Source organism: Erwinia sp. CGal63 (assembly GCF_037026505.1).
Taxonomy (GTDB): domain Bacteria; phylum Pseudomonadota; class Gammaproteobacteria; order Enterobacterales; family Enterobacteriaceae; genus Erwinia.
This window is the reverse complement of sequence record NZ_JAKUMN010000002.1, coordinates 297,419-323,058: the sequence shown is the minus strand read 5'-3', so window position 1 is coordinate 323,058 and position 25,640 is coordinate 297,419. Positions and strand designations below refer to the sequence as shown.

The following is a 25,640-nucleotide window of genomic DNA, read 5'->3' as shown; positions in this document are numbered from 1 at the left end:
CTTAGCCAGCCTGTTGATTAAGCATATAGCCCATCAGCCGTTTTACGCCCTGCGCGTCCGTTTCGACATAAACGCCCTGCAGCTCCGGCGAAAAGCCCGGTAAACCGTTCAGCCCTTTCTCCAGCGCCAGGAAATAGCGCTGCACCGCGCCGCCCCAGATTTCGCCCGGCACCACGCAGAGCACGCCTGGCGGATAAGGCAGCGCACCCTCCGCCGCAATACGCCCTTCCGCCTCAGCGATCGGCACCAGCTCAACGTTGCCCCGGATAAACTCTCTGTTCGCATCCTGCGGGTTCATTGCCACTTTCGGCAGGCTTTCCTGACGGAACATCGCTTTTTGCAGATCTTTCACGTCATGATCGACATAGAGCTGGTGCATCTCCAGACAGAGACGACGCAGCGTATAGCCTTCGTAACGCGCGGCGTTTTTACGGTAGATAGTGGGCAGCACGTCGCGCAGCAGCGCATCTTCCTGAATGTGGCGCTCGAACTGCGCCAGCTTCGCCACCAGATGCGCCATTTTCTCCACGCTTTCCGCCGGCGTCAGCAGAAAAAGGATCGAGTTCAGATCGCATTTTTCCGGCACCACGCCGTTTTCGCGCAGGTAGTTGGCGAGGATGGTCGCCGGAATGCCGAAGTCGGCATATTCGCCGCTGGCGGCGTCGATGCCCGGCGTGGTCAGCAGCAGCTTGCAGGGATCGATCAAATACTGATCTTTTTCATAACCGGCGAAGCCATGCCAGGCGGCGCGCGGCGCAAAGCTGAAGTAGCGGCTGTCGGCGGCGATCTCGCCGGTCGGCGCCTCCTGCCATAATCTGCCGTCCACTTCATCCGGGATAAAAGGTTTAATCATTTCGCACTTCGCCAGGATCGCCTTGCGCGCGTCGATGCCCAGCATCACGCATTCGTGCCACAGGCGACGTCCGGCTTCGCCCTGGTGCATTTTGGCGTTAACGTCCAGCGCGGCGAACAGCGGATAGAACGGGCTGGTCGAGGCGTGCAGCATAAAAGCGTTGTTAAGCCGCTTGTGGCTGCAAAAACGCTGCTGACCACGAATATGATTATCTTTTTTATGGATCTGCGAGGTCTGCGAAAAACCGGCCTGCTGCTTGTGTACCGACTGGGTAACGAAAATGCCCGGATCGTTTTCGTTCAGCTCCAGCAGCAGCGGCGAGCAGGCTTCCATCACCGGAATAAACTGCTCGTAGCCTACCCAGGCGGAGTCGAACAGGATGTAGTCGCAAAGATGCCCGATGCTGTCGATCACCTTGCGCGCGTTATAGACCGTGCCGTCATAGGTGCCGAGCTGGATAATCGCCAGACGGAAAGGCCGCGGCTGGCTGGCGCGATCCGGCGCAACCGCGGCGATCTGCTCGCGTAGCCAGCCTTCGTCGAAGCAGTGCGCGTCGATGCCGCCGATAAAACCAAAGGGATTGCGCGCCGTTTCCAGATAAACCGGCGTTGCGCCCGCCTGGATCAGCGCGCCGTGATGGTTGGATTTATGGTTGTTACGATCGAACAGCACCAGATCGCCCCGCGTCAGCAAGGCATTGGTCACGACTTTATTGGCGCTGGAGGTGCCGTTAAGCACAAAGTAGGTTTTGTCCGCGTTGAATACCTTTGCCGCAAATTTCTGCGCGTGCTTGGCCGATCCTTCGTGGATCAGCAGATCGCCCAGCTTAACGTCGGCATTGCACATATCGGCGCGGAAGATGTTCTCGCCAAAGAAGTCGTAGAACTGGCGCCCGGCCGGATGTTTTTTAAAAAACGCCCCACCCTGATGTCCCGGACAGGCAAAGGTGCTGTTATCCATCGCCACGTACTTGGTCAGCGTATTGAAAAACGGCGGCAGTAGCCCGGCCTGATAGTCCGCAGCAGCGGCTTCCAGCCTGGCGGCGTCATCGTCCGCGCCCGTCAGCAAACCGGTGACTTCCGGCAGATCTTCTGCCTGCGCTAAGTCGTCCAGCGAAATAAACACCGGCAGGTTAAAACCGGTATGGCGCAGCAGCGCCAGCATACCGCTGCGCGAGTCGGCGACGGAGAGCACGATCGCCGCCACATCGGTAAAGTCGGTTTTTTCCAGCGTGACCACTTCGCGGCCGGTCTGAAGGTGGATGGCCACGGTAGTGCTGGCGGCAATTTTTAATGGTGTCATTACGCAAATCCCTGGGCAAGGATAAGGGTGCCGGAGGCACGGCAACGGGAAAAGGCTCGGCCTTTGCCCGACGAAAACATCTGGGAGATCGGCAGTGAAATAACCAGCTTCGACCAACAGACATCAGTAAAATCAGCGCGCGGCTGCTTTTACTCATGGCTCAGGGTGAAGCGAAGCCTCACCGCACGGTAAAGGGCGTGAAGAACAGGACAATCTGGGCGGATCGGCGGCGCGGCAGCGAAGAAGCATGAAGGTGCGGCAGAGCTGGCATAGTGGCGGCCTCGCGGGTCGGGAAACGGCGCAATAATCGCATCTTTTATTTTGATGTTCAAGGCGGCGGTTACGCCAGCCTGCCAGCAGAGCATTTTATAAATTTCTTTATATTCAAACTGATAAAGAGAATAAAGCGGATAGTTAGCAAATATTTTTGGTGCTTATGCAGTTATAATGCAAACCTATTCAATCATTTAGCGTGATTCTTTAGATGACTGAGCGACTATTTTCAGCGGGATACTCTGCCCTGCTCCAGCCGTTAGCTCTTTCAGCAAGCTTAAAAGCTACCGGAAACGGGCACGGCCGAATTTGCATTCACAATTTAATATGATGTAACTAATACTCAATTTGCGCCTGTGCCGCAGGTGCAAAGTGGTGTTCTTCCTTCGCCGTAAGCATTAAGAGGTATTTTACCTGCGCGAAAACGGCGTAAATCCCGCCACTTTGATGGAAAAGAGTGCAAACGGATCGTTTTTCTGCATAAAGCCGTTGACGCTTTTCCGCGACTCCTGTTTAATGCGCCTCGTTGCCCGGATAGCTCAGTCGGTAGAGCAGGGGATTGAAAATCCCCGTGTCCTTGGTTCGATTCCGAGTCCGGGCACCACTATTCAAAGTACGCTGGTTAGAGGTTACCCTTTAACGGGCGGAAAAGAGAGAGGCCGTTCATACAGAACCTTCTCCAGTGTGTAGCGTAATGTTGCCCTGGTTGATATTCAGAAATAGCCTCTTAAAAAGGGAATCTGTTCACGCAGATTCCCTTTTTTTCGTTCAACTTTCTTCCTTCGAACAGGCTGCTGCTGTTCGTACAGTGCGACAATCCCCGTTCCAGCATTTTTTCATAACGTTCCTTTTTAGCTCTACCGGTGCCCTGCTCGTCCTGACGCTGGTAATCCTTATGCCGCTATAAAGCGATAAATCATACCGCCACAACCCTCACTGAGCGGCAGAAAACCGCCGCCTGTTGCGGCGATTATGCCTCCTCAGCCTTGCTGAGCCGCGCCGCCCTCCAGTCCGTCAATCAGCGCGCCGCGCCACCAGGCGTAATCGTGGCCGCCGGTATAAACCCTTAGCGTGCTTTCCACACCCGCGGCAATAAGCCGTTGGTGCAGTTGATGGACATGCGGCACCATCGTCCCTTCCAACGCTCCAATACAGAGCCGAATCTTTACCCTGATCGGCAGCGCGGCAAGCACGTGCTCGCTTACCCACGAAACGTCGGTATCTTTGAACATCGCAGGCCGTCGGCTGTTATCCGGCATCCACCACATCGAAGGCGAGCTGCTGATTACCGCGCCAAAAGTCTCCGGCGCATGGACAGCGGCCATCAATGCGGTAATGCCGCCAAGACTCTGTCCGCACAGCACGGTGCGCGCGCGCCCTGCCCATACGCGTTCAGGATGATCCGCACGAGCCTGCGGTACCAGACGCTCCGCTACGTCCGTAATCAATTCGCGGTTTCCGGCAAGAATGGCGGCGCGATCCGCCTCATCCAGATTGTCGATCCCCAACACCGCCAAAGGCGCGATGCGGCCGCTGGCGATAGCCGCATCGAGGGCGGCCAGTACGCCGACATGATCAAACCAGCTTTCGGCATCGGGCAATACCAGCAAACCCAATGGCGTGGCGTTATCCGTATCGGGAAGCCAGAGGCGAACCCGTCGCGATTTTCCGGCGACGACAGGACAGGAAACCGTAAGCGTGCCGCGCGGCGCTCCGGTAACGGCCCACTCTTTTTGCGCCGGAGCCTGATCAAGCGCCAGCACCGACTCCCTGTTTCCGCGCACGCGGATACCGGGCGTGCTGTTCAGCGGATCTGCCTGGCCGGGAAACGGCGGGCGGCGTGTGCCGAGCTGCGAAAGCCGCTCAGTCGGGGTTTCCGGCGGGATTTCGGTAAATGTATAGGAACCGCAGTAAGCGGCAGGCAGCCTCAGGGTCAGTATCCAGATATCGCTTGCCGGGATGCGCTCCAGCATTCCTTGCCCGACGCGCTCTTTGTCGGTCACGCGATTAAGGCTGAGGTAAACGCCCTGAAGCGGTTTTTCCGCGCGCCACAGAAAGGTGACGTCGCGCTCGTCACGGCCTGCGGCAGATTGAACTACCAACGGCAGACCGATCGTCGCAGCCTCGTGCCAAAACTGCGCGATATCCGCTACGCTGCGCATGGCTAACTGAGCGAGCAGGCGTTCTGTTTTACAAGTAGTCAGCGCGATATTCCTCATTGCCGCTATTCCGTGAAATAAATAAGGTTATTTATATTTAGCTATTCAATAATATAGCCTGCGAATTGCAGTGTCACGATAAAAAAGCCATATTGGTAACGTAAAAAACAGACTAGCATCTCAAACAAATAGTTATCCTGACAGTAAGGATTAATATAAGAAATCACAAATAAATACACCGCGAAACTAAGCGGATAATTACTCTACCTGTCCTTCCTTACCGCATGGTTAATTACTTATATTTTTATTTTGTTTTGTAAATAGTGAATTTACATTCCGTTTTAAACTGTGCTAGCGTAATTAACAGAGCCCGGCAACAGGGGGCTCCAGGCAAATAGCTTTCTCAGCCCACGTCGGCAGAGTAGCTTTTCCATTATCTTATGCTGAGATAAATTGATGCTGAGATACTTTTATACGCAACTCTCTCTCCGTCAGGCTTGTCCTGCGGCGTCCGATGCCTTAACGACAAGATTTTTCTATCAGCGCAGACGTAGCGACTCGTCTGTTTACCCACAGTTTCCCTGGTATTATATGGCGAACGGCAATCTGTTTTTTATCGCTATTACGTAATAACACGCTTTGCGCGGTTATTATTTTATTGAGATTAGAGTCTGGATTTGACGCTGGCGTTACCTGACGAGCCGCGTTATTTACGGTGACTGAGTATTATCCCTTTTATTTAAAAGGACTCAGTTCTGGTTAGCTGTATATTAACCTGACAATTAATCCATGATTAGATCGACAGATCGCATTAACGGATTATGCCTGTCAGGCAGGAGATGGATTTTTCTATGCGTATTCTCTTTGTTGGCCCGCCCTTATATGGGCTGTTATATCCGGTATTTTCTCTCGCTCAGGCGTTTCGCGTAAACGGGCATGAAGTCTTAATTGCAAGCTCGGGAAAATTTGCGCAGAAAGCGGCGGAAGCGGGCCTGGTGGCCTTTGACGCCGCGCCCGGTTTTGATTCAGAAGCCGACTATCGGCGGCGGGAAGATCGCCGTAAAAAAAGCAATGCGGGCACCAAAATGGGCAACTTCTCTTTCTTCAGCGAAGAGATGGCCGATCGCCTGGTCGAGTTCACGGCCGAGTGGAAGCCCGACCTGATCGTCTATCCGCCGCTTGGCGTTGTCGGCCCTTTGCTGGGCGCCAGGTTCAATATTCCGGTGGTAATGCAGTCGGTAGGCTTCGCCCACAAACCCTGGCATATCAAAGGCGTGACGCGCTCGCTGGCCGATGCCTATCGTCGCCACGGCGTCGAAGCGCCGCCGCGCGATCTGGCCTGGATTGACGTGACGCCGCCGAGCATGAGCATGCTGGAAAACGACGGCGAACCGGTGATCCCAATGCAATACGTGCCCTATAACGGCGGCGCGGTCTGGGAAGCGTGGTGGGAAAGAAAGCCGGATCGTAAGCGCCTGCTGGTGAGCCTGGGCACCGTCAAGCCGATGGTGGACGGCCTGGATCTTATCTCCTGGGTGATGGACTCCGCCAATGAGGTGGAGGCGGAAATCATTCTGCACCTGTCGGCAAACGCGCGCGCCGGACTGCGCAAGCTGCCGCCGAACGTGCGCCTTGTCGACTGGATGCCGATGGGGCTGTTCCTTAACGGCGCCGACGGCTTTATTCATCACGGCGGCGCGGGCAACACGCTTACCGCTCTGCACGCCGGTATCCCGCAAATCGTCTTCGGCGAAGGCGCGGATCGGCCCGTTAATGCCAAAGCGGTAGTGGATCGAGGCTGCGGCATTATTCCCGGCGAAAACGGCCTCTCCGCAACGCTGATCAACACCTTTTTGAGCAATGATGCGCTGCGCGTCGCCTCAGCGCAGGTTGCGGCGGAGATGGCCGCGCAGGCTACCCCTTCCGAGGTGGCGGCGCAGCTTATCGCCAGCCTGAAAGGTGGCTTAAAAGCGGCCTGAAACGATAGCGCGCCGGCGGCCTCGTCGTCCCGGCGCAACTTTTAGCGGGTTAATGCATAGCCCTTACAGCAGATAACGGAGGCTTGATGCCCACTGCTCCTTCTTCAAAGCCAGCTTCATGGCTTGTGCGCCTGGCCGGCGTTTGCTGGGAACGAAAGAAACTCAGCCTGGTGGTTATTTTCGCCTCGGTTTCAACCATTCTTCTTGCCGCCCTGACGCCTCTGTTAACGCGGCAGGCGGTCAACGACGCGCTGGCGGGCGATACCGCACGACTGCCCTGGCTGGCGGCCGGGCTGCTTTTTATCGCACTGTTCGATTTTATCGGCAACTATGTGCGGCGCGGCTATGCCGGTGAGCTGTCGCTCTGGGTGCAACACACGTTGCGAGGCCGGGTTTTCGACAGTATTCAGAAGCTGGACGGTTCCGGACAGGATGCGCTGCGTACCGGTCAGGTGATTTCGCGCACGAATAGCGATCTGCAACAGATGCATATCATGCTGCAAATGTCCCCTGTTCCGTTGGCCGTGCTGACCTACTACGTCGCCGGTTTGAGCGTGATGCTGTGGATGTCTCCGGCGATGACGCTGATTGTGGTCGCCGTGCTGGCCGGTCTGGCGATTACTGCGCTGCGCGCGCGTCGTCGCGTGTTTGCTCAAACCGGCCTGGCTTCCGACCGCCTTGCCACGATGACGGAACATATGCGCGAAGTGCTGACGCAGATCGCCGTGGTTAAATCCTGCGTGGCCGAGCTGCGCGAAATGAAGTGGCTGGATCGCGAGTCGCGATATATGGTGCGCGTGCGTATCGGCGCGGCTATCTCCCAGGCGATGCCGGGCGCGACCATGCTGGCGCTGCCGGTGCTTGGCCAGATTGTGCTGCTGGGCTTCGGCGGCTGGTCGGTCATGGCCGGGCGCATCGACCTCGGCACCTTTGTGGCCTTCGCCAGTTTTCTCGCTATGCTGACCGGCCCTACCCGCGTGTTCGCCTCGTTTCTGGTGATCGCCCAGCGTACCCAGGCCTCCGTCGAGCGCGTGTTTACGCTTATTGATACCCAACCGCAAATGCAGGACGGCGCGGAATCCGTAGAGGGCAAAGTCGTCGGCCTGACGCTGGAAAAGGTCGGCTTTAACTACGACAGCGGCGCAAGCGTGCTGCAAGACGTGTCGTTTTCCGTGAGCGCCGGAGAAACCGTCGCCATCGTCGGCGGTTCGGGATCGGGTAAATCGACGCTGCTGATGCTGCTTTCCCGCTTTTACGACGCCACTGCCGGGCAGCTGTGGCTTCAGACCGATCGCGGCCGCCAGAATATTGCCGATCTGCGGCTGGACGAACTGCGTCGCGCGGTTGGCGTGGTATTTGAGGACACCTTTCTTTTCGCCGGTACGGTCGCCGAGAATATTGCCTATGGCCATCCTGGCGCGACCGAAGCGGCAATCCGTCGCGCGGCCGACGCGGCTGGCGCTACAGGGTTTATCCAGGCGCTGCCGCAGGGCTTCAACAGCAAACTGGCCGAACGCGCGGCCAATCTCTCCGGCGGCCAAAGACAGCGTCTGGCGCTGGCCCGCGCGCTGCTGACCGCGCCAGATATTCTGATACTGGACGACACCACCTCCGCCGTGGATGCGGGCACCGAAGCGGAGATTAATACCGCGTTGGGTCGCTATGCCGACGACGATCGTATGCTGCTGGTGATAGCGCGCCGCCGTTCAACGCTGAAGTTAGCCAGCAAAATCGTGGTGCTGGAACAGGGACGCGTCGTTGATATCGGCACTCAGGCCGAGCTTGAGGCGCGTTCGCCAGCCTTCCGCGCGCTAATGTCCGGCACGGGCGATCTGTTGGAAGATGCCGCGACTCCGGACGCGCAGCTCTGGCCCGAGCCTGCCGCAGCCGCAGCGGACACGGCAGACCCCGGCAACGGTTTCCGCGAGCGTATGAGCCGTGTACCGGAGCGCGCTATTGAGCTGGCGCACACCGATAAAGCGCGACGCATCACCTCGCTGGTTTCCCCCGTCGCCTGGCTGTTCGTCGCCGCTGCCGTTCTGATCGCCGTGGACTCTGCGGCCAGCGTCGGGGTGCTGATGCTGCTGAAGCGCGGCATCGATTCCGGCGTGGCGATGAGCGATTTAAGCACGGTCGGCATTTGCGCGCTGGGCGCGCTGCTGCTGGCGGCTATCAGCTGGTGCTGCTACTCCCTGCAAACTATCGTCTCCGCGCGCGCGGCGGAATCGGTACAGCATACGGTGCGGCTGCGCAGCTTCGGCCAGCTGCTGCGACTGGGCCTGCCTTACCATGAGCAGCACACCGATACTCGCCTTACCCGCATGACCGTAGACGTCGATGCGCTGGCGCGCTTTTTACAGAACGGTCTCGCCAGCACCGCCACCAGCCTGATTACCATGGCGGCAATCGCAATAGCGATGTTCTGGCTCGATCCCGTGCTTGCCCTGGCGGCGCTGGGCGCAATTCCGGTAGTGATAGCGGCAACGCTGATTTATCGCCGCTTAAGCTCGCCAGCCTATGCGCAGGCTCGTCAGGAGATCGGCAAGGTCAACAGCACGCTTCAGGAAAAAGTTTCGGGTTTACGCGTGGTGCAGTCGCACGGCCAGCAGGATGCGGAAGCGGCCAAACTGCGCACGCTGTCGGATCGCTTCCGCGCTACCCGCGTGCGAGCGCAGAAGTATCTTGCCGTCTATTTCCCTTTCCTGACCTTCTGTACGGAAGCCTCTTACGCCATCGTGCTGCTGGTTGGCGCATCACGCGTCGCCGAAGGAGAGATGACGGCTGGCGTGCTTGCCGCCTTCTTCCTGCTGCTGGGCCAGTTCTACGGGCCGGTGCAGCAGCTCTCGGGCATTGTCGACGCCTGGCAGCAGGCCTCCGCCAGCGGCAAACAGATTGACGAGCTGCTGGCTGCCGAAGGCGTTGAACCGTTGCGGCCCGCGCAGTCCGCGACGCCGACGCCGCTGAAAGGCGCGCTGAAGCTGGAGGCGGTGACTTTCCGCTATCCTGACAGCAGCAAGGCGGCGCTGGATAAACTGAGTCTCGCTATTCCGGAAGGCAGCGTGGTGGCCGTGGTCGGCTCCAGCGGCGCGGGCAAATCGACGCTGATCAAGCTGATTGCCGGTCTTTATTCGCCAACGAGCGGCGATATCCGCGTCGGCGAGCGCGCTATCGGCGAAATGCCGCTGGCCGACTACCGCGCGCAGGTTGGACTGGTAGAGCAGGACGTCGCGCTGTTCAGCGGCGATATTGCCGAAAACATCCGCTATGCGCGTCCCGGCAGCAGCGACAAGCAAGTCGAGAACGCGGCGCGCCAGGCCGGTCTGCTCGGCACGGTACGCGCGCTGCCGCAGGGATTCCGTACGCCGGTCAGCAACGGCGGCGCGGGCCTGTCGGCCGGGCAGCGCCAGCTTATCGCGCTGGCCCGGGCGCAGCTCGCCGGAGCGCATGTGCTGCTGCTCGACGAGGCCACGGCGCGTCTGGATCGCGCGGCCGAGGAGAAGCTCATGACTTCACTGGCCGAAAGCGCGCGCGTGATGGGGCGAACGGCGCTGGTGGTGGCTCACCGTCTTACCACTGCCTGCCGTTGCGATGCGATAGCCGTGATGGAACGGGGTCGCATAGCTGAATATGGCACTCACGCGGAGCTGCTTGCGGCGAAGGGAATTTATGCGCGGCTATGGCGCGACAGCGCTGGGATTGAGCAAGCGTCGCAGGTTGAAGAGGCGCTGGAAGAGGCAACGCCGTAGCGGAAAAAGGTTATTTGGGCGCGCGCGGTTTTGCTGCGCGCGCCGTTTTCACTGCCGCCTTCAGTCAGAGTGATAGCACGCTTCACGCTCTTCACCCTGCTGCGCCAGGTGCAGCAAAGCCTGCTGAAAACCTGCGTTAAACGTCTGGCCATGTGAGAGTTGGGGATCTGACCAGTAAGCAGCGGTCAGCCCCTGCTTTTGTAGCGAAGCCAGCACGGCGCGCACTTTGTTCTGGATGTCCGGCGCGGGCGCCTGCGGATTTTTGCCCGGCAGCCCGTCGCCTTCGATCACATAGAGCCGTTTAGCGCAGAAATGTTGTTTATCAGTTTGCTCCAGTTTTGTCAGCACGCCTTCATACTGCCGGTTCAGCGTCGGGCTGGTGGAATAACAGGAGTGAAAAAGCGATGAGGAGAAGCAGGCGTTCAGCACAAAAATACCCCCTAACGAATGTCCCCAAAGGCCGCGCTCGTCGGCGTTTATCCTCAGGCCTTTTTCAGCCAGCGGCGCGATTGTTTCCTCCAGCAGGCGACGGAAAGCCGCGTCGCCACCGCCTTTTCTGCCTCTGAAAGGCCCGCTCCCCTCATTATCCGCGACCGGCGGCGTATAGTCGTAGCTTCTGGCGAGCAGATCGAAAGGTTTGTCAGTCTGGTAGCCCACAGCAATAATCACCGGCGGATTCTGCGCCGACAGCTTCTGCAGCAGCGAGTCTGAAAGCCTGTCCATCACGGCGTTGCCGTCCAGCAGATACATTACGGGAAAACCGCCAGGCGGCGGGCTTTTGTCCGGCACGCCCGTCCAGATTTTGTAGTGTCTTTTGCCATCGGCGGAATCCAGCGTGCGGACGCTGAAATGATAAAAGGCCGAGCCTTTATCCGCGATGTTCGGCCCCAGCGGCGTCATATCGGGCCGGGCCTGCGCACTGGTAGCGATGAAAGAACATAAAAAAAACACGAGCGCTCCTGAAGCCGCCCTCGTTTTTTTGCTGCCAAATACCTTGTAATTCATTGAGTTGCTCTCAAAAAATGCAAAGGAAGAAGGCCGTCGCGCGGCCCGATTACTGCCCGGCAGGCGACAGGCTGCCCGCCGGGTTCATTTCAGAAATGCAGGCCCAACTGCATATAGTAAGTGCGGCCCGGTTCGTTGTAGGTGTTAGCGCCCGCGCCCCACAGATACGCGCCAGTGGTAGCGTTGCCGGTGCTCTGGGCGTTGCCCTCGCGGAAATGGCGCTTGTCAAACAGGTTGTCGATACCGGCCGTCACGTCCAGGTTTTTGGTCGCGCTCCAGGTCGCGCTGACACCCACCAGCGCGTAAGGTTTAACCTGACGCGTTTCGCTGCCGGAAGTCGCCTCGCCCTTATAGTTATATTTTTTCGGTTTCTGGCGGCCGTACCAGGTTAGCGTTCCCTGTACGGAAAGATCGTTGGTAGCCTGCCAGTCCAGCGTCGAGTTAATAGTGTATTTCGGGATAATCGAGAGATAGTCGCCGGTGGTTTTATTCTGATTATCGATGATGTACGTGAAGTTGTTTTTCATCGTCACCACCGCGCTAAGCGGGAAGTTGAGCGTGCCTTCCAGCCCCTGCACCACCGCCTTCGGCACGTTTTCCCACTTGTAGACATCCGAAGTGCCGTTAGAGTATTCCGCCGCGTAGCCGCCTTCGATTTTGTCGTGATAGTCGTTGCGATACCAGGTCAACCCGGCCTGCACGTCATCATGGTTATATTCAATGCCGATCTCTTTATTGACGCTGGTTTCCGCCTTGAGATCGCGGTTACCCTGCAGATAGCAGTAGCCGGCGCTGTCATAACAACCCTGGCCCTTACTGAACAGCAGGTAGTTGGGGTTGGTCTGATAAAGGTTTGGCGCTTTCCAGGCGCGGGCGATACCCAGCTTCAGGGTAAAGTCGCTGCCCAGCTCCTGCGACAGGTTCAGCGCCGGACTCCAGTTACTGCCGGTAATGCTCTGATGGTTGAAGCGAATGCCCGGCGTCAGGCGCGTGGTTTCCGTCAGCTCAATATTGTCTTCCATATAGAGGCCGTAAATATCGGCCGAGCTGTTGATATCGCGTCCGCTGCTGGCAATTCCTTCCACTGCGCCGCCTGCCGAGGTGGATTCGGTGTTGGAAGCGGGATCCTTCATTGCCTGATGATTCAGCTCCGCGCCCAGCGTCACCGTCTGGCTCACCCACTGTTCAAAGGGAATATTGACCTCGGAATGCAGATTGGTGTCGTAGAGCGTAATGGTGGAAAAGCCTTCATTGGACGGGCTAAAAATGCCCGCAATGCCGCCGGATAATCCTTCGTTAAGTCGGGTGTTGCGCGTTTTTTCAAACTGGACGTAGTTGCTGGTAGTGACGCCGTTATCCCAGGCGCCGGTGTATTTCAGGCTGAGCGACTGGCGATAAAGCACGTTGGTTTCTTTGCCATAATATTTTTTCACCAGCGCGTTGCTGTTGGTGTTCTGCGTATCGCCAGCGTAGAGATTACCCTGACGACTGAAACCGCCGTCCAGCTCCAGCGCCTGACGCGGCAAAAATTCCCAGCGCAGCGCGGAATGAATATCTTTATTGATAAAGCCTTCACGGCCGGAAGGATACGAGCCGGCGTAAGAGCCGATGCGCGGCGTAGTGTGGCTTTCATTGATGTCCTGCGCGTCGGCCTGGGTTTTGTTCCAGTTGCCGTAGAGCCGCAGCGTCACGTTATCCGCCAGCGCGCCGCTCAGGTTGGCGTTGTAGCGTTGGGTAGCGCCTTCGGATTTATGCTCCGGCATATTGAAGTAGGTGTTGAGCGCGCCATGCCACTCATCCGTGGTCGGCTTGGTGATGATATTGACCACGCCGCCCATCGCGCCGTTGCCGTAAAGGGCGGCGGCCGGGCCGCGGATCACTTCGATGCGGTCGATCATTTCCGGCGGCACCCAGTTAGTGTCGCCGCGCGTGTCGCGCTCGTCGCTCCAGCCGAAGCGTACCGAGTTGCGGCTGCTGACCGGCATACCGTCGATGAGAATTAGCGTGTTCTCCGGCCCCATGCCGCGAATGTCGATCTGGCGATTATTGCCGCGCTGGCCGCTGTTGGAGTTGCCGGTCAGATTGACGCCCGGCATGGTGCGAATAATTTCCGCCACGTCGCGCTGGATGGGATGTTTTTTTATCGCTTCACTGTCGATAGTCGAAACGCCAGGCGCCTGTAGCGTTTGTTCGCGGGCGGTGACCGTCATGGTGGTTTCGGCACTGTTCTGGGTTTGCTGAACGGCCAGCGTTTTCGGCTGCTCTTTCATCGGCGCAGGTTTGACGGTAGCGGCGTCGTCGGCCTGCGCCGCATACGTAACCAGCCCGCAGGCAATCATTGAAGTCAGAAGCGATAATGTAGACGTAACTTTCATAATGGAATTAGCCACCTGCCCTGTAAAGCCAAAAAACGGAAAGGCGCACTATAATGAGAATGATTATTAATTACAATTGAGAATTTTCTCACCTGAAAATGATTGGCCCTGAATGCTTTGCCTGCTGAAGGCGCTATTTCAGTTGCGCCTACGCACGCTGGTTTTTATAAGAAGCGTAATCTCAGGAGAATAAACGGGCTTACAGACAATCATTTTCCTGAAGCGGGGAAAATTAATTTTTTATATAAGAATCCCCAGAATCATGGGGGAATTTACGGACAGGCATAACGACCAGGCGCACTGGCGACGCCCGGCGAGAAATGACGGATTATTTATTTTTTTCTTCAGCAAAAGGCGCCGCTAAAGAGGATTAACGCGTGACAAACCTGCTGCGCCAAATATCGGATTTGGCTGCGGCAGATTTGTCTGACGGCGTGAAGACAAGAGAGATTCCCTGGCGTTAGCAAAAATACTGGAGATTTTATTATTTTGTGCTGCTTTATGCAGTTAACTTAATCTTACCACCCTACTGAAGTCAACAAAAAAAGAGACAAAAACAGCCTGAAAATGGCTACTGTTTTGCTGTGTAAACTTCAATTCATTGATTTTAATCATAAATTATAAGGAAACATATGCAAAAAAACAGACAAAATCCAAACTGTTTTGTCTACTCGTTTTTCAACAACGGTTGTATAACATTAAATTAACTTATAAGATGCCGCGCATAATCGCATTGGGACGCCCGCCATGAAAACGACGCCACTTCGCAGAAAAGACAATATAATCAATAATATAGATTATATTATAAAAAGCCGCGGCGAAACCAAGGTTTCCTTCGCCAGCCGTACCGGCGTGACTCGCGCAACGCTGTATAAAATTCTGGATGGCAAAGTCAATAATGTGCAGCGCTCTACCGTTACGCGAATAGCGGACTTTTTTGGTGTTTCCTGCGAGATTATTGAAAATCACGATCTGCAATCTTTCGAGCTGATTGAAAATACGCTCTCGCCCGACGGTGATAAAAATCCCGCCGCGCTGCCGATTATTCCCCAGTCGGCTTTTATCCGCAGCCAGGATAAAAGGATCGGCCAACTGGTAACCTGCTATCCCGTAACCTGGTTTTTCGGCGATGTCGCCAATGCTGTCGCGCTTCAGGTGGACGCGCCGTTAAACAACCTCTTTTTTCCTGGCGATATTCTTATTATCAAGCGTCACACGCCGCCGAAAGAGAAACAGCTTGCCCTTTTTTATACCCCGGACAGCAGGCTTTTTATCGGGCAAGGCGAGTCAGGTCTTGCCTCTGCCGCGGAACAGGGCGCCTTGCTGGCAGGCGCCGTTATCGAAGAAAGAATTCAATAAACCCCGAGGACTGTTCTGCATGGAACCAAACAAGAAATATAAGCTGCTGGGCTTTACTCGCTCGGACGCCATTGCGGCTAACGTGATGGTGCTGGCGACCGGCAAGCATATCAGCATCGGTCTGGCCGAGCTGGAAAGCAGCGAGATAGCGGACGATTTGAACCGACATGAGCTAAAGGCGCTTTATCGCCGCCTGTATGGCGACAGCGACACGGTAACCTCTTACGATCTTGGCGACCGGCATGAACGTTCCTGGTACGCCTATCTGATTATCAGCCTCGCCCTGACGGTGATTTATACCCTGAGCACCGTTAGCGGCGTAAAACCGGTGCTGATCCCCGTGGTCAATTTTGTGGTGCCGCCCGCCATTTTTTTCTATCCGCTGTCGTTTATCCTGGTAGATATCGTCAACGAGTTTTACGGGCTGAGAATGGCGCGAAGAACGATATTTATTTCGTTTATCGCCAACACGCTGTTTGTGGCGGGCCTGTGGCTGACCAGCCTGCTGCCCGGCCTGAAAGAGTGGGAACTGAATATTTCTTACGCGACTTTTGTCGACAGCATTGTCTCCGTGCTGTTCGCCTCTTCCGTCGCCTATCTGGTTTCCGAGAACGTTAACTCGCTGATCCTTTGTAAAATCAAAGAGCTGACCAACTCCCGCTTTTTGTTTATTCGCGTGCTGAGCAGCAACGTTATCGCTTCCGCTATCGATAGCGCCATTTTCTGTACGCTGGCGTTTCACAACGTGCTCAGCATGGCGACGATTAAAACTATGATCATCTCGCAGTTTATTATCAAACTTGGCTACGCGCTGCTAGGCGTCGGCCCTATTTACGCTACCCGCGAGCTGTTCAGACGCTATATCAATAAAGAAAAACAGACGCCATGCGCAGAGGAATTCGTATGAAAACAGAAGAGATTACGCTGCTGGGGAAAAGCACCGGCTACGTTCAACACTATGCGCCAGCATTACTGGAAGCTTTGCCGCGCTCGCGCGGCCGCGATGAGATCGGCCTGGCGGCGGCGCTGCCCTTTTCCGGCTTCGATCTGTGGACCGGTTTCGAACTCTCCTGGCTGAACGCCAAAGGCAAGCCTATCGTCGCCATCGCGGAATTTATTATTCCGGCCACCAGCGAGCATCTGATCGAGTCGAAGTCTTTCAAGCTTTACCTTAACAGCTTCAACCAGACCAGCTTCGCCGCGCCGGAAGCCGTTGCGGCCACGCTGGAGAAAGATCTTTCGCAGGCGGCAAACGGCAAGGTGGAGGTAAAGCTCTATACCGATTTAGCGGGTTATCCCGCTTTCGCCGCCGCGCTGCCGGGCGACTGTATCGATCATCTTGATATCAGCGTTGAGGATTATGATTTTAATCCGGCCCATCTTCAGGATGCAGCCCACGGCGAAAACGTAGCAGAGACGCTCTCTTCTAACCTGTTGAAGTCTAACTGCCTGGTGACCAATCAGCCCGACTGGGGCAGCGTGGTGATTCGCTATGAAGGGAAGCAGATCGAGCGGGAAAAACTGCTGCGCTATCTTATTTCATTCAGGATGCATAACGAGTTTCATGAGCAGTGTATCGAGCGGATTTTCAACGATATCAAACACTACTGCCGTCCGGAAAAGCTGAGCGTGTTTGGCCGCTATACCCGCCGGGGCGGGCTGGATATCAACCCGTTCCGCAGCGATTTTGAAACCACGCCGTCTACCGGCCGCCTTGTGCGCCAGTAATCTTTGCGCAGGGAACGCGACGCTTTGCGTTCCCCGCTATCCTGAAAACTATACCCCAAGCCTGTCGCGGATGCTGTACCAGGCCGCGCCCATCGCCGTCAGCGGAATACGCATATTACGGCCGCCGGGAAAAGGATAGTGCGGCAGCTTAGCGAAAGCGTCAAAACGCTCGGCGTCGCCGCGCAGCACTTCCGAAATCAGCCGTCCGGCCAGATGCGTGCAGGTGACGCCGTGGCCGCTGTCGCCCTGCATATAGTAGATATTGTTTTGCAGGCGGCCGAACTGCGGCATACGCGACAGCGTCAGCAGGAAGTTGCCCGTCCAGCGATAGTCGATTTTCACGCCCTGCAGCTGCGGAAAGGTTTTCAGCAGCTTCGGCATAATCAGCCGATCGATATCATCCGGATCGCGCGCGCCGTAAACGACGCCGCCGCCGTACAGCAACCGGTTGTCGGCGGTCAGCCGAAAGTAGTCCAGCAGATAGTTACAGTCTTCCACGCAGTAATTGGAGGGGATCAGCGAAGCGGCCATCTCCGCGCTTAGCGGCTCGGTGGTCAGCACCTGAGTGCCGCAAGGCATGCTGCGCTTCGCCAGCGTCGGCTCCAGCTTGTTGCCGAGATAGGCGTTGCCCGCGACGATCACGTAGCGCGCGCTGACCTGCCCTTTCGCCGTTTTGACTATGGCCGGATTGCCATGCTGGATCTCTACCACCGGCGACTGCTCGAAAATCTGCCCGCCGTTCAGCACTACCGCCTGCGCTTCGCCAATCGCCAGGTTCAGCGGATGCAGATGGCCGCCGCGCTTGTCCAGCAGCGCGCCGACATAGCGATCGCTGTCGACCTCGCGGCGGATCTGGTCAGCATCCAGCAGCTCCAGCTGGTCGTTGCCGTAGCGCTCCCAGTTCTGTTTCTGCTCTTCCAGCGTGGCGAACTGGCGGGCGTTCAGCGCCACAAACAGGCCGCCGGGCCGATAGTCGCAGGCGATGTTGTAGCGTTTAATGCGTTCGCGAATGATGTCGCCGCCCTCAAACATCATGCTGCCCAGCATGCGCGCAGCCTCGGCGCCGTAGCTACGTTCGATCACGTCGACATCGCGGCTGTAGGAGTTGACCACCTGGCCGCCGTTGCGGCCGCTGGCGCCGAAGCCGACTTTCGCTGCTTCCAGCACCACAACCTTATAACCGTTTTCCGCCAGATGCAGCGCCGAAGAGAGGCCGGTATAGCCCGCGCCGATAATGCAGACGTCGCAGGAGAGCGACTCTTCCAGCGCCGGAAACGGCGTGTAGGCGTTGGCGCTGGCGGCATAGTAGCTTTGCGTATGTTCAGTCATGATTACGACTCCAGGGAGATCCAGGTGGTTTTCAGTTCAGTGAATTTTTCCAGCGCGTGCAGCGATTTGTCGCGGCCGTTGCCGCTCTGCTTATAGCCGCCGAACGGCACGGTCATATCGCCGTCGTTATAGTTGTTCACAAAGACGGAACCGGCCTTCAGGCGACGGCTCATGCGGTGCGCGCGCGACAGGTTTTGCGTCCAGACCGCCGCGCCCAGGCCGTAATCGCTGTGGTTGGCCAGCGCCAGCGCTTCCTCTTCGTCTTTAAAACGGCTGACCACCAGCACCGGGCCGAATATCTCTTCCAGAAAGAGCGGATCGCGCGCGTCGACATCGGTAAAAATCGTCGGCCCAACGGCGGCCGGATGCGGGCTGAGGCGGCCATCCAGCACCAGCAGATTGCCGCGCGCTTCGCCCTTGCGAATAAACTCCCGCACTTTCTCCGCGTGATCGTTATCAATTAGCGTGCCCTGCGTGGTGTTGGGATCGAGCGGCTCGCCGGGCTGCCATTTACGCGCTTCCGCCTTCAGCAGGTTAACGAAAACGTCGGCAATGCTCTGTTCCACCAGCAGGCGGCTTCCCGCTATGCAAACTTCGCCCTGGTTATAGAAGATCCCGGCGGCGGTCGCCGCTGCCGCTTTGCGCAGATCGGGGCAGTCGGCGAAGACGATATTGGCGCTTTTACCGCCCGCTTCCAGCCAGACCCGCTTCATATTGGATTCGCCCGCGTCCTTTAACAGCTGCTTCGCAGTGCGGGTCGAGCCGGTAAAAGTCATGACGTCGACATCCGGATGCCGCGCCAGCGCCTGACCCGCTTCGTCGCCAAAGCCGGGAACGACGTTCAGCACGCCGTCCGGCAGTCCGGCCTGCCGCGCCAGCCCGGCGAAGCGCAGCGCGGTCAGCGAAGATTTTTCGGAAGGTTTCAGCACCACGCTGTTGCCCGCAGCCAGCGCCGGGCCAAGCTTCCAGCAGGCCAGCAGCAGCGGGAAGTTCCACGGCACCACGGCGGCGATCACGCCGATCGGCTCGCGGGTGATCAGCGCCAGCTCGCTGCCGCCGGTAGGCGCGACCTCGCCATAGACTTTATCGATCGCTTCGGCATACCAGCGAATAGCGCGCCAGGCGCCGGGAATATCGTCGCGCAGGCTGTGGCGAATGGGCTTGCCGGTATCCAGCGTCTCCAGCAGCGCCAGCTCTTCGTGATGTTGTTCCAGCAGATCCGCCAGCCGCAGCAGCACCGTTTTGCGCACGGACGGCGCGGCCAGTGACCAGTCGCCACGCTCAAAGACTTCACGGGCGGCGCTGACCGCTCGATCCACATCCGCTTTATCGCCGCGCGCCACCGTCGCCAGCGGCTGCTGCGTCGCCGGGTTTTCGCTGACGAACAGAGCCTCGCCGACCGCTGCCTGATACTCGCCGCGAATAAACAGCCGGCTTTCGGGCTGGCAGGTGCGAGCCAGCGCCTGCCAGTAATTCAGATCGTGAAAATCCATGACCACTCCTTTTTTGCATGAGAACAGACAAATGTTTCCCGGCCTGACGAAAAGACGGGCGCAGGTTCCCGGGAGCGGCTCCCGGGAGGGACGTTAACAGGCGGAGCGGCGGCGAAGCGTCAGAAAGTGGTAGGCGTATGGGCGCTGATAATGCGGCAAACTTTTGCCGAGGTGTTGCTGAAGCTGTGCGGAATACCGGTGTTAATGGCGTAGCTCTGCTGCGCCACGAGATGATAGCTCTGACCATTGAATTTCAGCACGACTTCCCCTTCCAGCAAGGTGCCTATCTCTTCCCCCTGATGCTTGATCCGCTCTCCTGTAGTGGTGCCGGGCTGATAAGTTTCTATCATCATCGCCAGCGTGCGGGTCGGCGCGCCGTTGTGGATCAGCTTCATGGAGACGCCCTGACTGCCAATCTCAATCAGCTCGTCGGGGTTGATCACCACCTGAGGCTCATCCGGGATCTCCGGCTCCGCGAAAAATTCGGACAGCGACAGCCCGTAAACTTTCAACAGCTTTTGCAGCGTACTGATCGCCGGGCTGACCTTGTCCTGCTCAATGGTGCTGATGGCGCTGTGTGTTAATCCAGACAGTTCGGCAACCCGGCGCTGCGACAGGCCCAGTTGCTGGCGGATCCCGGCTAAACGCTTGCCTGGTGCCAGGCCGTCATTGTTCATAAACGCATTTCCTTCAATGTGGGTCAGAGCTGCTGCTTTTCAGCGTGGTGCTGCTGACAGGCCGTAATAAATCCCTCGAGCAGGATGCGCGACAGCGCATACTCGCTGCTTTTCCATTCCGGGTGCCACTGCACGCCCAGCGCGTAAGGGTGATCGTGCACGCTGACGGCTTCCACCAGCCCATCCTGCGAACACGCCTCCACGCGCAGCCGCGGGCCCAGGGTTTTCGCGCCCTGCCCGTGTAACGAGTTTACCCAGAATGTTTTACTTTCGGGTATCAATTGCGAAATTAATCCCGCCGGCTGAATTTTGATTTCGTGCGAAGGCGCATACTGCTGATCGAGCGGCAGATCCGGATCTTCGCGATGCTCAAGAAACTGCGGATAGTCGCAAAGCCGGCGATAAAGCGTGCCGCCGGTCGCCACCACCAGCTCCTGCAGTCCGCGGCAGATGGCAAAAATGGGGATGCGCCTTTCGAGCGCCTGCGTGATTAGCGCGATGCTCAGAAGATCTCGCCCGGGATCGGCGTCAGGCTCATCGCCGTTTTCACCATAATGGTGCGGCTGCATATTACTGGGGCTGCCGGGCAGCACTATGCCGTCCAGCAAAGGCACCACGCTTGCCAGCAAATCGGGCTGCGCCAGCGCGTGCGGCAGGGCAATCGGCACGCCGCCCGCCTCCAACACCGCGTTCAGGTACTTATTTTGCAAGGTATGACTCTGCTGGCCTTTGACGGGGTTGCTGCACATCACCACCCCAACGATTGGCCTGTAAAATATATCGACCATGCTTAACCTCTTGTTCCGGACTAAATTTTTTACAAAGGCGCCTGAAATTACCTGAAACGTTCAATATTTCCACTGCATGTTATTTTGATAACCCTTTTTTAAATCAAATGCAACATTTGAAAAACATTTTGTTTCCGTATAGATTCATTTTGTGTGCATTATATTTAACATCGTGAACACGATGCCGTTATCCCACACAAAGCCAACAGTGGTGAATCATGGAAACTAATCTCGTAGCAGTTGAAAATTTTGTACAGCCGGTTGAAGAGAGACGGAGCAGCGCCTTCGCCCGAGAGGTGGAAGCCTATCTGAGCCGTTATCCCGCCACGCAGTATGTCGATGTGATGCTGACCGATCTGAACGGCTGCTTCCGCGGAAAACGCATCCCGGTTGCGGCGCTGCGCAAGCTGGAAAAAGGCTGCTATTTTCCCGCCTCCGTTTTCGCTATGGATATCCTCGGCAACGTGGTGGAGGAAGCGGGCCTGGGCCAGGCTTCCGGCGAACCAGACCGCGTCTGCCTCCCCATCGCCGGAACGTTGACGCCTTCCGCCGCCGATCCGGAAGCTATCGCCCAGCTGCTGCTGACGATGCTGGATGAAGATGGCGCTCCCTTTGACGTTGAACCGCGAAACGTGCTGAATCGTTTATGGCAGCAGCTGCGGCAGCGCGGCCTGCATCCCGTGGTAGCGGTAGAGCTGGAGTTCTATTTACTGGATCGGCAGCGCGACGCCGAAGGCTATCTGCAGCCGCCCTGCGCGCCCGGCACTCAGGATCGCAATATGCAAAGCCAGGTTTACTCGGTGGATAACCTCAACCACTTTGCCGATGTGTTAAGCGATATCGACGACCTTGCGCGCCAGCAGAAGATCCCGGCTGACGGTGCGCTGGCGGAGGCATCGCCGGGCCAGTTCGAGGTGAACCTGCATCATACCCGCGACGCGCTGCAGGCGTGCGATCATGCGCTGGCGCTGAAGCGGCTGGTGCGGCTGGTGGCGGAAAAACATCATATGCACGCTACCTTTATGGCCAAACCTTATGAAGAGTACGCCGGCAGCGGAATGCATATTCATATCAGTATGCTGAACGACAAAGGCGAGAACGTGCTGGCCGAGCGTAACGGCGAGGATTCCGCCATTTTGAAACGCTCGCTGGCCGGGATGATAGAGATGATGCCCGCCTCGATGGCGCTGCTGGCGCCCAATATCAACTCCTATCGCCGCTTCCAGGCCGGCATGTATGTGCCGACGCAGGCTTCCTGGGGCCACAATAACCGCACCGTTGCCCTGCGCATTCCCTGCGGCGATCGCGATAATCACCGCGTGGAGTACCGGGTTGCGGGCGCGGACGCCAATCCCTATCTGGTTATGGCCGCGATTTTCGCCGGTATTCTGCACGGTCTGGATAACGAGCTGCCGCTGCCGCCGAAAGTCGAGGGCAACGGTCTGGAGCAGGATGGCCTGCCGTTCCCGATCCGCCAGAGCGATGCGCTGTGGGAGTTCGCCCAGCACGAAGCGCTGTGTCGCCAGCTTGGCGAACGATTCAGCCACGTCTGGCACGCCTGCAAGAGCAACGAACTGACCCAGTTTGAGCGCCTGATCACAGATACAGAAATTGAGTGGATGCTGAAAAACGCCTGACGTTCCTGTACGCGTCCCGGCGGGAGTCGGGACATCCTTCTGCCGGTATACCCGGCTCGTCCCCCCTGTCGCCGAAGGGAGAAAAAGCGGCGGCGGAACGACATCGTTTATGAGGCCCGGAGATGGTGCACCTCTTACCTGCTTTGTACGTAATAAATCCGCCTGCCGCCGCCGTTACGGCGGCGTTTCCCGCCCATATCACACAGCCGCAAGGGGGTTGTTGATGGCTTACGTCTCTGAGGAAAACCCGACCAGACCCGGACTGAAAAAATCCCTGAAGCTCTGGCAGATAGTGATGATGGGTCTGGCCTACCTGACGCCGATGACGGTGTTCGATACCTTCGGCATCGTTTCCGGCATCAGCCACGGCCACGTTCCCGCCTCTTATCTGCTGGCGCTCGCCGGCGTACTGTTTACCGCCATCAGCTACGGCAAGCTGGTGCGGCAGTTTCCCGAAGCCGGCTCCGCTTATACCTACGCGCAGAAGGCGATTAGTCCTCACGTTGGCTTCCTGGTCGGCTGGTCTTCGCTGCTGGATTATCTGTTCCTGCCGATGATCAACGTGCTGCTGGCGAAAATCTATCTTTCGGTACTCTTCCCGGAAGTGCCGCCCTGGATCTGGGTCGTGGGATTTGTGGCGATCATGACCGCCGCCAATCTGAAAAGCGTCAGTCTGGTGGCGAACTTCAATACGCTGTTTGTGCTGGTGCAGGTCGCGATTATCAGCGTGTTTATTTTTCTGGTAATCCACGGGCTTTATCGCGGCGAAGGCGTCGGTACGGTCTGGTCGCTGCAGCCTTTTGTCAGCCAGAATGCGCACCTGATCCCCATTATCACCGGCGCGACCATCGTCTGCTTCTCGTTTCTCGGCTTTGACGCCGTGACCACGCTCTCTGAGGAGACGCATAACGCCGGAAAAACCATCCCGCGCGCTATCTTTTTGACGGCGCTCTACGGCGGGCTGATTTTTATCGCCGCCTCCTTCTTTATGCAGCTTTTTTTCCCGGATATCAGCCGCTTTAAAAATCCCGACGCCGCGCTGCCGGAGATCGCGCTCTATGTCGGCGGCAAGCTGTTCCAGTCAATTTTTCTTTGCACCACCTTTATTAACACGCTCGCCTCCGGCCTGGCTTCCCACGCCAGCGTTTCCCGTTTGCTCTATGTCATGGGCCGCGACAATGTCTTTCCGGAAAAGGTGTTCGGCTATGTGCATCCGAAGTGGCGTACGCCGGCGCTGAACGTGATTATGGTCGGCGTCGTGGCGCTTTCCGCCATGTATTTCGATCTGGTGACGGCCACGGCGCTGATTAATTTTGGCGCGCTGGTCGCCTTCACTTTCGTGAATATCGCCGTGTTTAACCACTTTTACCGCCGCGAAGGCCGCAATAAATCCTGGAAAGAGAAGCTGCACTATCTGCTGCTGCCGCTGGTGGGCGCCGCTACGGTCGCGGTGCTGTGGGTTAATCTGGAGGCGACGTCGCTGACGATGGGGCTGATTTGGGCGGGGCTTGGCGTGATCTATCTGGCCTGGCTGACCCGCCGCTTTCGCCAGCCGCCGCCGCAGTTCGATAAGCTGCGCGCGGAGCTGGGCGGTAAGTAGCGGGAAAAATCATCCCCGGCAGGCAGAAGCTTGCCGGGGAAGGTTTTACGCTTTCAGAATCGAGGTCAGAATATTCAGCGAGCGGCTGAACTGATCGTCCGGGATGGTCAGCGGATAGAGGAAGCGGATAACGTTGCCGTGCACGCCGCAGGTCAGCAGGATCAGGTTTTGCGCCAGCGCGCGCTGCTGAATATCGCGGGCGATAGCGCCATCCGGCGCGCCGGTATCCGGATTGTTAAACTCCGCTGCGATCATCGAGCCGCGTCCACGCACCTGCGCGATAGCCGGATTGTTGGTGCTCAGCAGCGCTTCGCTGAGCGCCGCACCCAGCTGATCGGCGCGCTGGCACAGCTGCTCTTCTTCAATGATATCCAGCACCGCATGAGCCGCCGCGACCGCAACCGGGTTACCGGCGTAGGTGCCGCCAAGCCCGCCAGGCGCCGGCGCGTCCATCACTTCAGCGCGGCCAACCACGCCGGAAATGGGAAAACCTCCGCCCAGGCTTTTCGCCATCGTGAGCAGATCCGGCTTCGCGTCCGGATAGTATTCGCTGGCGAAAACTTTGCCGGTACGTGCAAAACCGGTCTGGATCTCGTCCGCCACCAGCAGAATGCCGTGCTGGTCGCACAGGCGGCGCAGCGCGCTGACGAACGCCGACGGCGCGACGTTAAAGCCGCCTTCGCCCTGAATCGGTTCATAAATAATGGCGGCCACATCCTGCGGCGCGATATCGCAGTGGAAGATATCGTCCAGGCTTTTTAGCGAATCCTCGACGCTGACGCCGTGCAGCTCGTTGGGATAGCGGGCATGGAACACCGAGCCGGGAAAAGGCCCAAAGCCGGTTTTATAAGGCGCCACTTTGCCGGTCAGCGCCATGGTCATCATGGTGCGGCCGTGAAACGCGCCGGTAAAGGTAATGATGCCGGGACGACCGGTAGCGGCGCGAGCGATTTTCACCGCGTTTTCGACAGCTTCTGCGCCCGTGGTGAAAAAGGTGGTTTTCGCTTTTCCCGCTACCGGCGCCAGTTCGTTCAGACGCTCCGCCAGCGAAAGATAATTCTCGTAGGGAATAACCTGGAAAGCGGTATGGGTGAAACGCTCCAGCTGCTTATGCACGGCGGCGATGACTTTTGGATGGCGATGGCCGGTGTTGAGCACGGCGATCCCCGCCGCGAAGTCGATATATTCACGCCCTTCGGTGTCGATAAGCGTCGCGTTCTCGGCTTTATCCACCAGGAAATCACACATGACGCCCACACCGCGTGGTGTGGCGTCCAGACGGCGCTGACGGAGAGTATCGTTCATGTTTTGCACCTCGTTATAGGAAAGCGTTCTGC

Annotated in this window: 16 protein-coding genes and 1 tRNA gene; 8 read left to right on the top strand and 9 right to left on the bottom strand. The window is 57.6% G+C overall.

The window, feature by feature from the left end:
* Position 1 precedes the first annotated feature (1 nt).
* The gene (locus tag MKZ79_RS10220; RefSeq protein ID WP_336141735.1) at positions 2–2,155 is read right to left on the bottom strand and encodes an ornithine decarboxylase; all 2,154 of its coding nucleotides are present in this window, start codon (positions 2,153–2,155) and stop codon (positions 2–4) included.
* Positions 2,156–2,956: 801 nt separating this feature from the next.
* Between MKZ79_RS10220 and MKZ79_RS10215 the strand changes: the two genes are divergently transcribed.
* Positions 2,957–3,032 (top strand) — tRNA-Phe (locus MKZ79_RS10215).
* A 376-nt stretch (positions 3,033–3,408) separates the two neighbouring features.
* On the opposite strand, the gene MKZ79_RS10210 is transcribed toward MKZ79_RS10215, so the two are convergent.
* Complete coding sequence (locus MKZ79_RS10210; protein ID WP_336141733.1) at positions 3,409–4,647, bottom strand: alpha/beta hydrolase-fold protein; 1,239 nt, start codon at positions 4,645–4,647, stop codon at positions 3,409–3,411.
* A 791-nt stretch (positions 4,648–5,438) separates the two neighbouring features.
* Here MKZ79_RS10210 and MKZ79_RS10205 point away from each other — a divergent pair.
* Both MKZ79_RS10205 and iroC read left to right on the top strand, forming a co-directional pair.
* The gene (locus MKZ79_RS10205) at positions 5,439–6,566 is read left to right on the top strand and encodes a glycosyltransferase (protein WP_336141731.1); all 1,128 of its coding nucleotides are present in this window, start codon (positions 5,439–5,441) and stop codon (positions 6,564–6,566) included.
* Positions 6,567–6,652: 86 nt separating this feature from the next.
* Positions 6,653–10,312 carry a salmochelin/enterobactin export ABC transporter IroC gene (gene iroC / locus MKZ79_RS10200; protein ID WP_336141729.1) on the top strand — a complete coding sequence of 1,220 codons (3,660 nt, stop codon included), beginning with the start codon at positions 6,653–6,655 and terminating at the stop codon, positions 10,310–10,312.
* A gap of 60 nt (positions 10,313–10,372) precedes the next feature.
* Here iroC and MKZ79_RS10195 read toward each other — a convergent pair whose 3' ends face one another.
* Positions 10,373–11,263, bottom strand: coding sequence for an alpha/beta hydrolase (locus MKZ79_RS10195; protein WP_336141723.1), 891 nt, complete (start codon positions 11,261–11,263; stop codon positions 10,373–10,375).
* A gap of 143 nt (positions 11,264–11,406) precedes the next feature.
* A complete protein-coding gene (locus tag MKZ79_RS10190; protein WP_336141722.1) occupies positions 11,407–13,692 on the bottom strand; it encodes a TonB-dependent siderophore receptor in 2,286 nt (761 codons plus the stop codon).
* A gap of 747 nt (positions 13,693–14,439) precedes the next feature.
* Between MKZ79_RS10190 and MKZ79_RS10185 the strand changes: the two genes are divergently transcribed.
* The 3 genes from MKZ79_RS10185 to queF are packed head-to-tail and all read left to right on the top strand — an operon-like array spanning position 14,440 to position 16,779.
* On the top strand, positions 14,440–15,051 hold the full coding sequence (locus MKZ79_RS10185; protein WP_336141721.1) for a helix-turn-helix domain-containing protein: 612 nt from the start codon (positions 14,440–14,442) through the stop codon (positions 15,049–15,051).
* A gap of 19 nt (positions 15,052–15,070) precedes the next feature.
* Positions 15,071–15,958: a queuosine precursor transporter gene (locus MKZ79_RS10180; RefSeq protein ID WP_336141719.1), complete on the top strand. Its 888-nt coding sequence runs from the start codon at positions 15,071–15,073 to the stop codon at positions 15,956–15,958.
* Entirely contained in the window at positions 15,955–16,779 is an 825-nt protein-coding gene (gene queF, locus MKZ79_RS10175) for an NADPH-dependent 7-cyano-7-deazaguanine reductase QueF (RefSeq protein ID WP_336141717.1), read from the top strand. Before MKZ79_RS10180 ends, queF begins: the two co-directional genes overlap by 4 nt.
* Positions 16,780–16,827: 48 nt before the next feature.
* Here queF and MKZ79_RS10170 read toward each other — a convergent pair whose 3' ends face one another.
* The 4 genes from MKZ79_RS10170 to puuD all read right to left on the bottom strand — a co-directional run bounded on the left by MKZ79_RS10170 (position 16,828) and on the right by puuD (position 21,066).
* A complete protein-coding gene (locus tag MKZ79_RS10170) occupies positions 16,828–18,108 on the bottom strand; it encodes an NAD(P)/FAD-dependent oxidoreductase (protein ID WP_336141716.1) in 1,281 nt (426 codons plus the stop codon).
* A 2-nt stretch (positions 18,109–18,110) separates the two neighbouring features.
* The gene (gene puuC / locus MKZ79_RS10165; RefSeq protein WP_336141715.1) at positions 18,111–19,601 is read right to left on the bottom strand and encodes an aldehyde dehydrogenase PuuC; all 1,491 of its coding nucleotides are present in this window, start codon (positions 19,599–19,601) and stop codon (positions 18,111–18,113) included.
* Between the two features lie 119 nt (positions 19,602–19,720).
* Complete coding sequence (puuR, locus tag MKZ79_RS10160; protein WP_336141713.1) at positions 19,721–20,278, bottom strand: HTH-type transcriptional regulator PuuR; 558 nt, start codon at positions 20,276–20,278, stop codon at positions 19,721–19,723.
* A 23-nt stretch (positions 20,279–20,301) separates the two neighbouring features.
* Positions 20,302–21,066 carry a gamma-glutamyl-gamma-aminobutyrate hydrolase gene (puuD, locus tag MKZ79_RS10155; RefSeq protein WP_336141711.1) on the bottom strand — a complete coding sequence of 255 codons (765 nt, stop codon included), beginning with the start codon at positions 21,064–21,066 and terminating at the stop codon, positions 20,302–20,304.
* 218 nt (positions 21,067–21,284) lie between these two features.
* Between puuD and MKZ79_RS10150 the strand changes: the two genes are divergently transcribed.
* Together MKZ79_RS10150 and MKZ79_RS10145 are read left to right on the top strand one after the other, a co-directional pair.
* On the top strand, positions 21,285–22,703 hold the full coding sequence (locus MKZ79_RS10150) for a glutamine synthetase family protein (protein WP_336141709.1): 1,419 nt from the start codon (positions 21,285–21,287) through the stop codon (positions 22,701–22,703).
* Positions 22,704–22,926: 223 nt separating this feature from the next.
* Entirely contained in the window at positions 22,927–24,303 is a 1,377-nt protein-coding gene (locus tag MKZ79_RS10145; protein ID WP_336141706.1) for an APC family permease, read from the top strand.
* Between the two features lie 45 nt (positions 24,304–24,348).
* Here the strand turns inward: MKZ79_RS10145 and MKZ79_RS10140 are convergent, their stop codons facing one another.
* A complete protein-coding gene (locus tag MKZ79_RS10140) occupies positions 24,349–25,608 on the bottom strand; it encodes a 4-aminobutyrate--2-oxoglutarate transaminase (RefSeq protein ID WP_336141705.1) in 1,260 nt (419 codons plus the stop codon).
* Between the last annotated feature and the right edge of the window lie 32 nt (positions 25,609–25,640).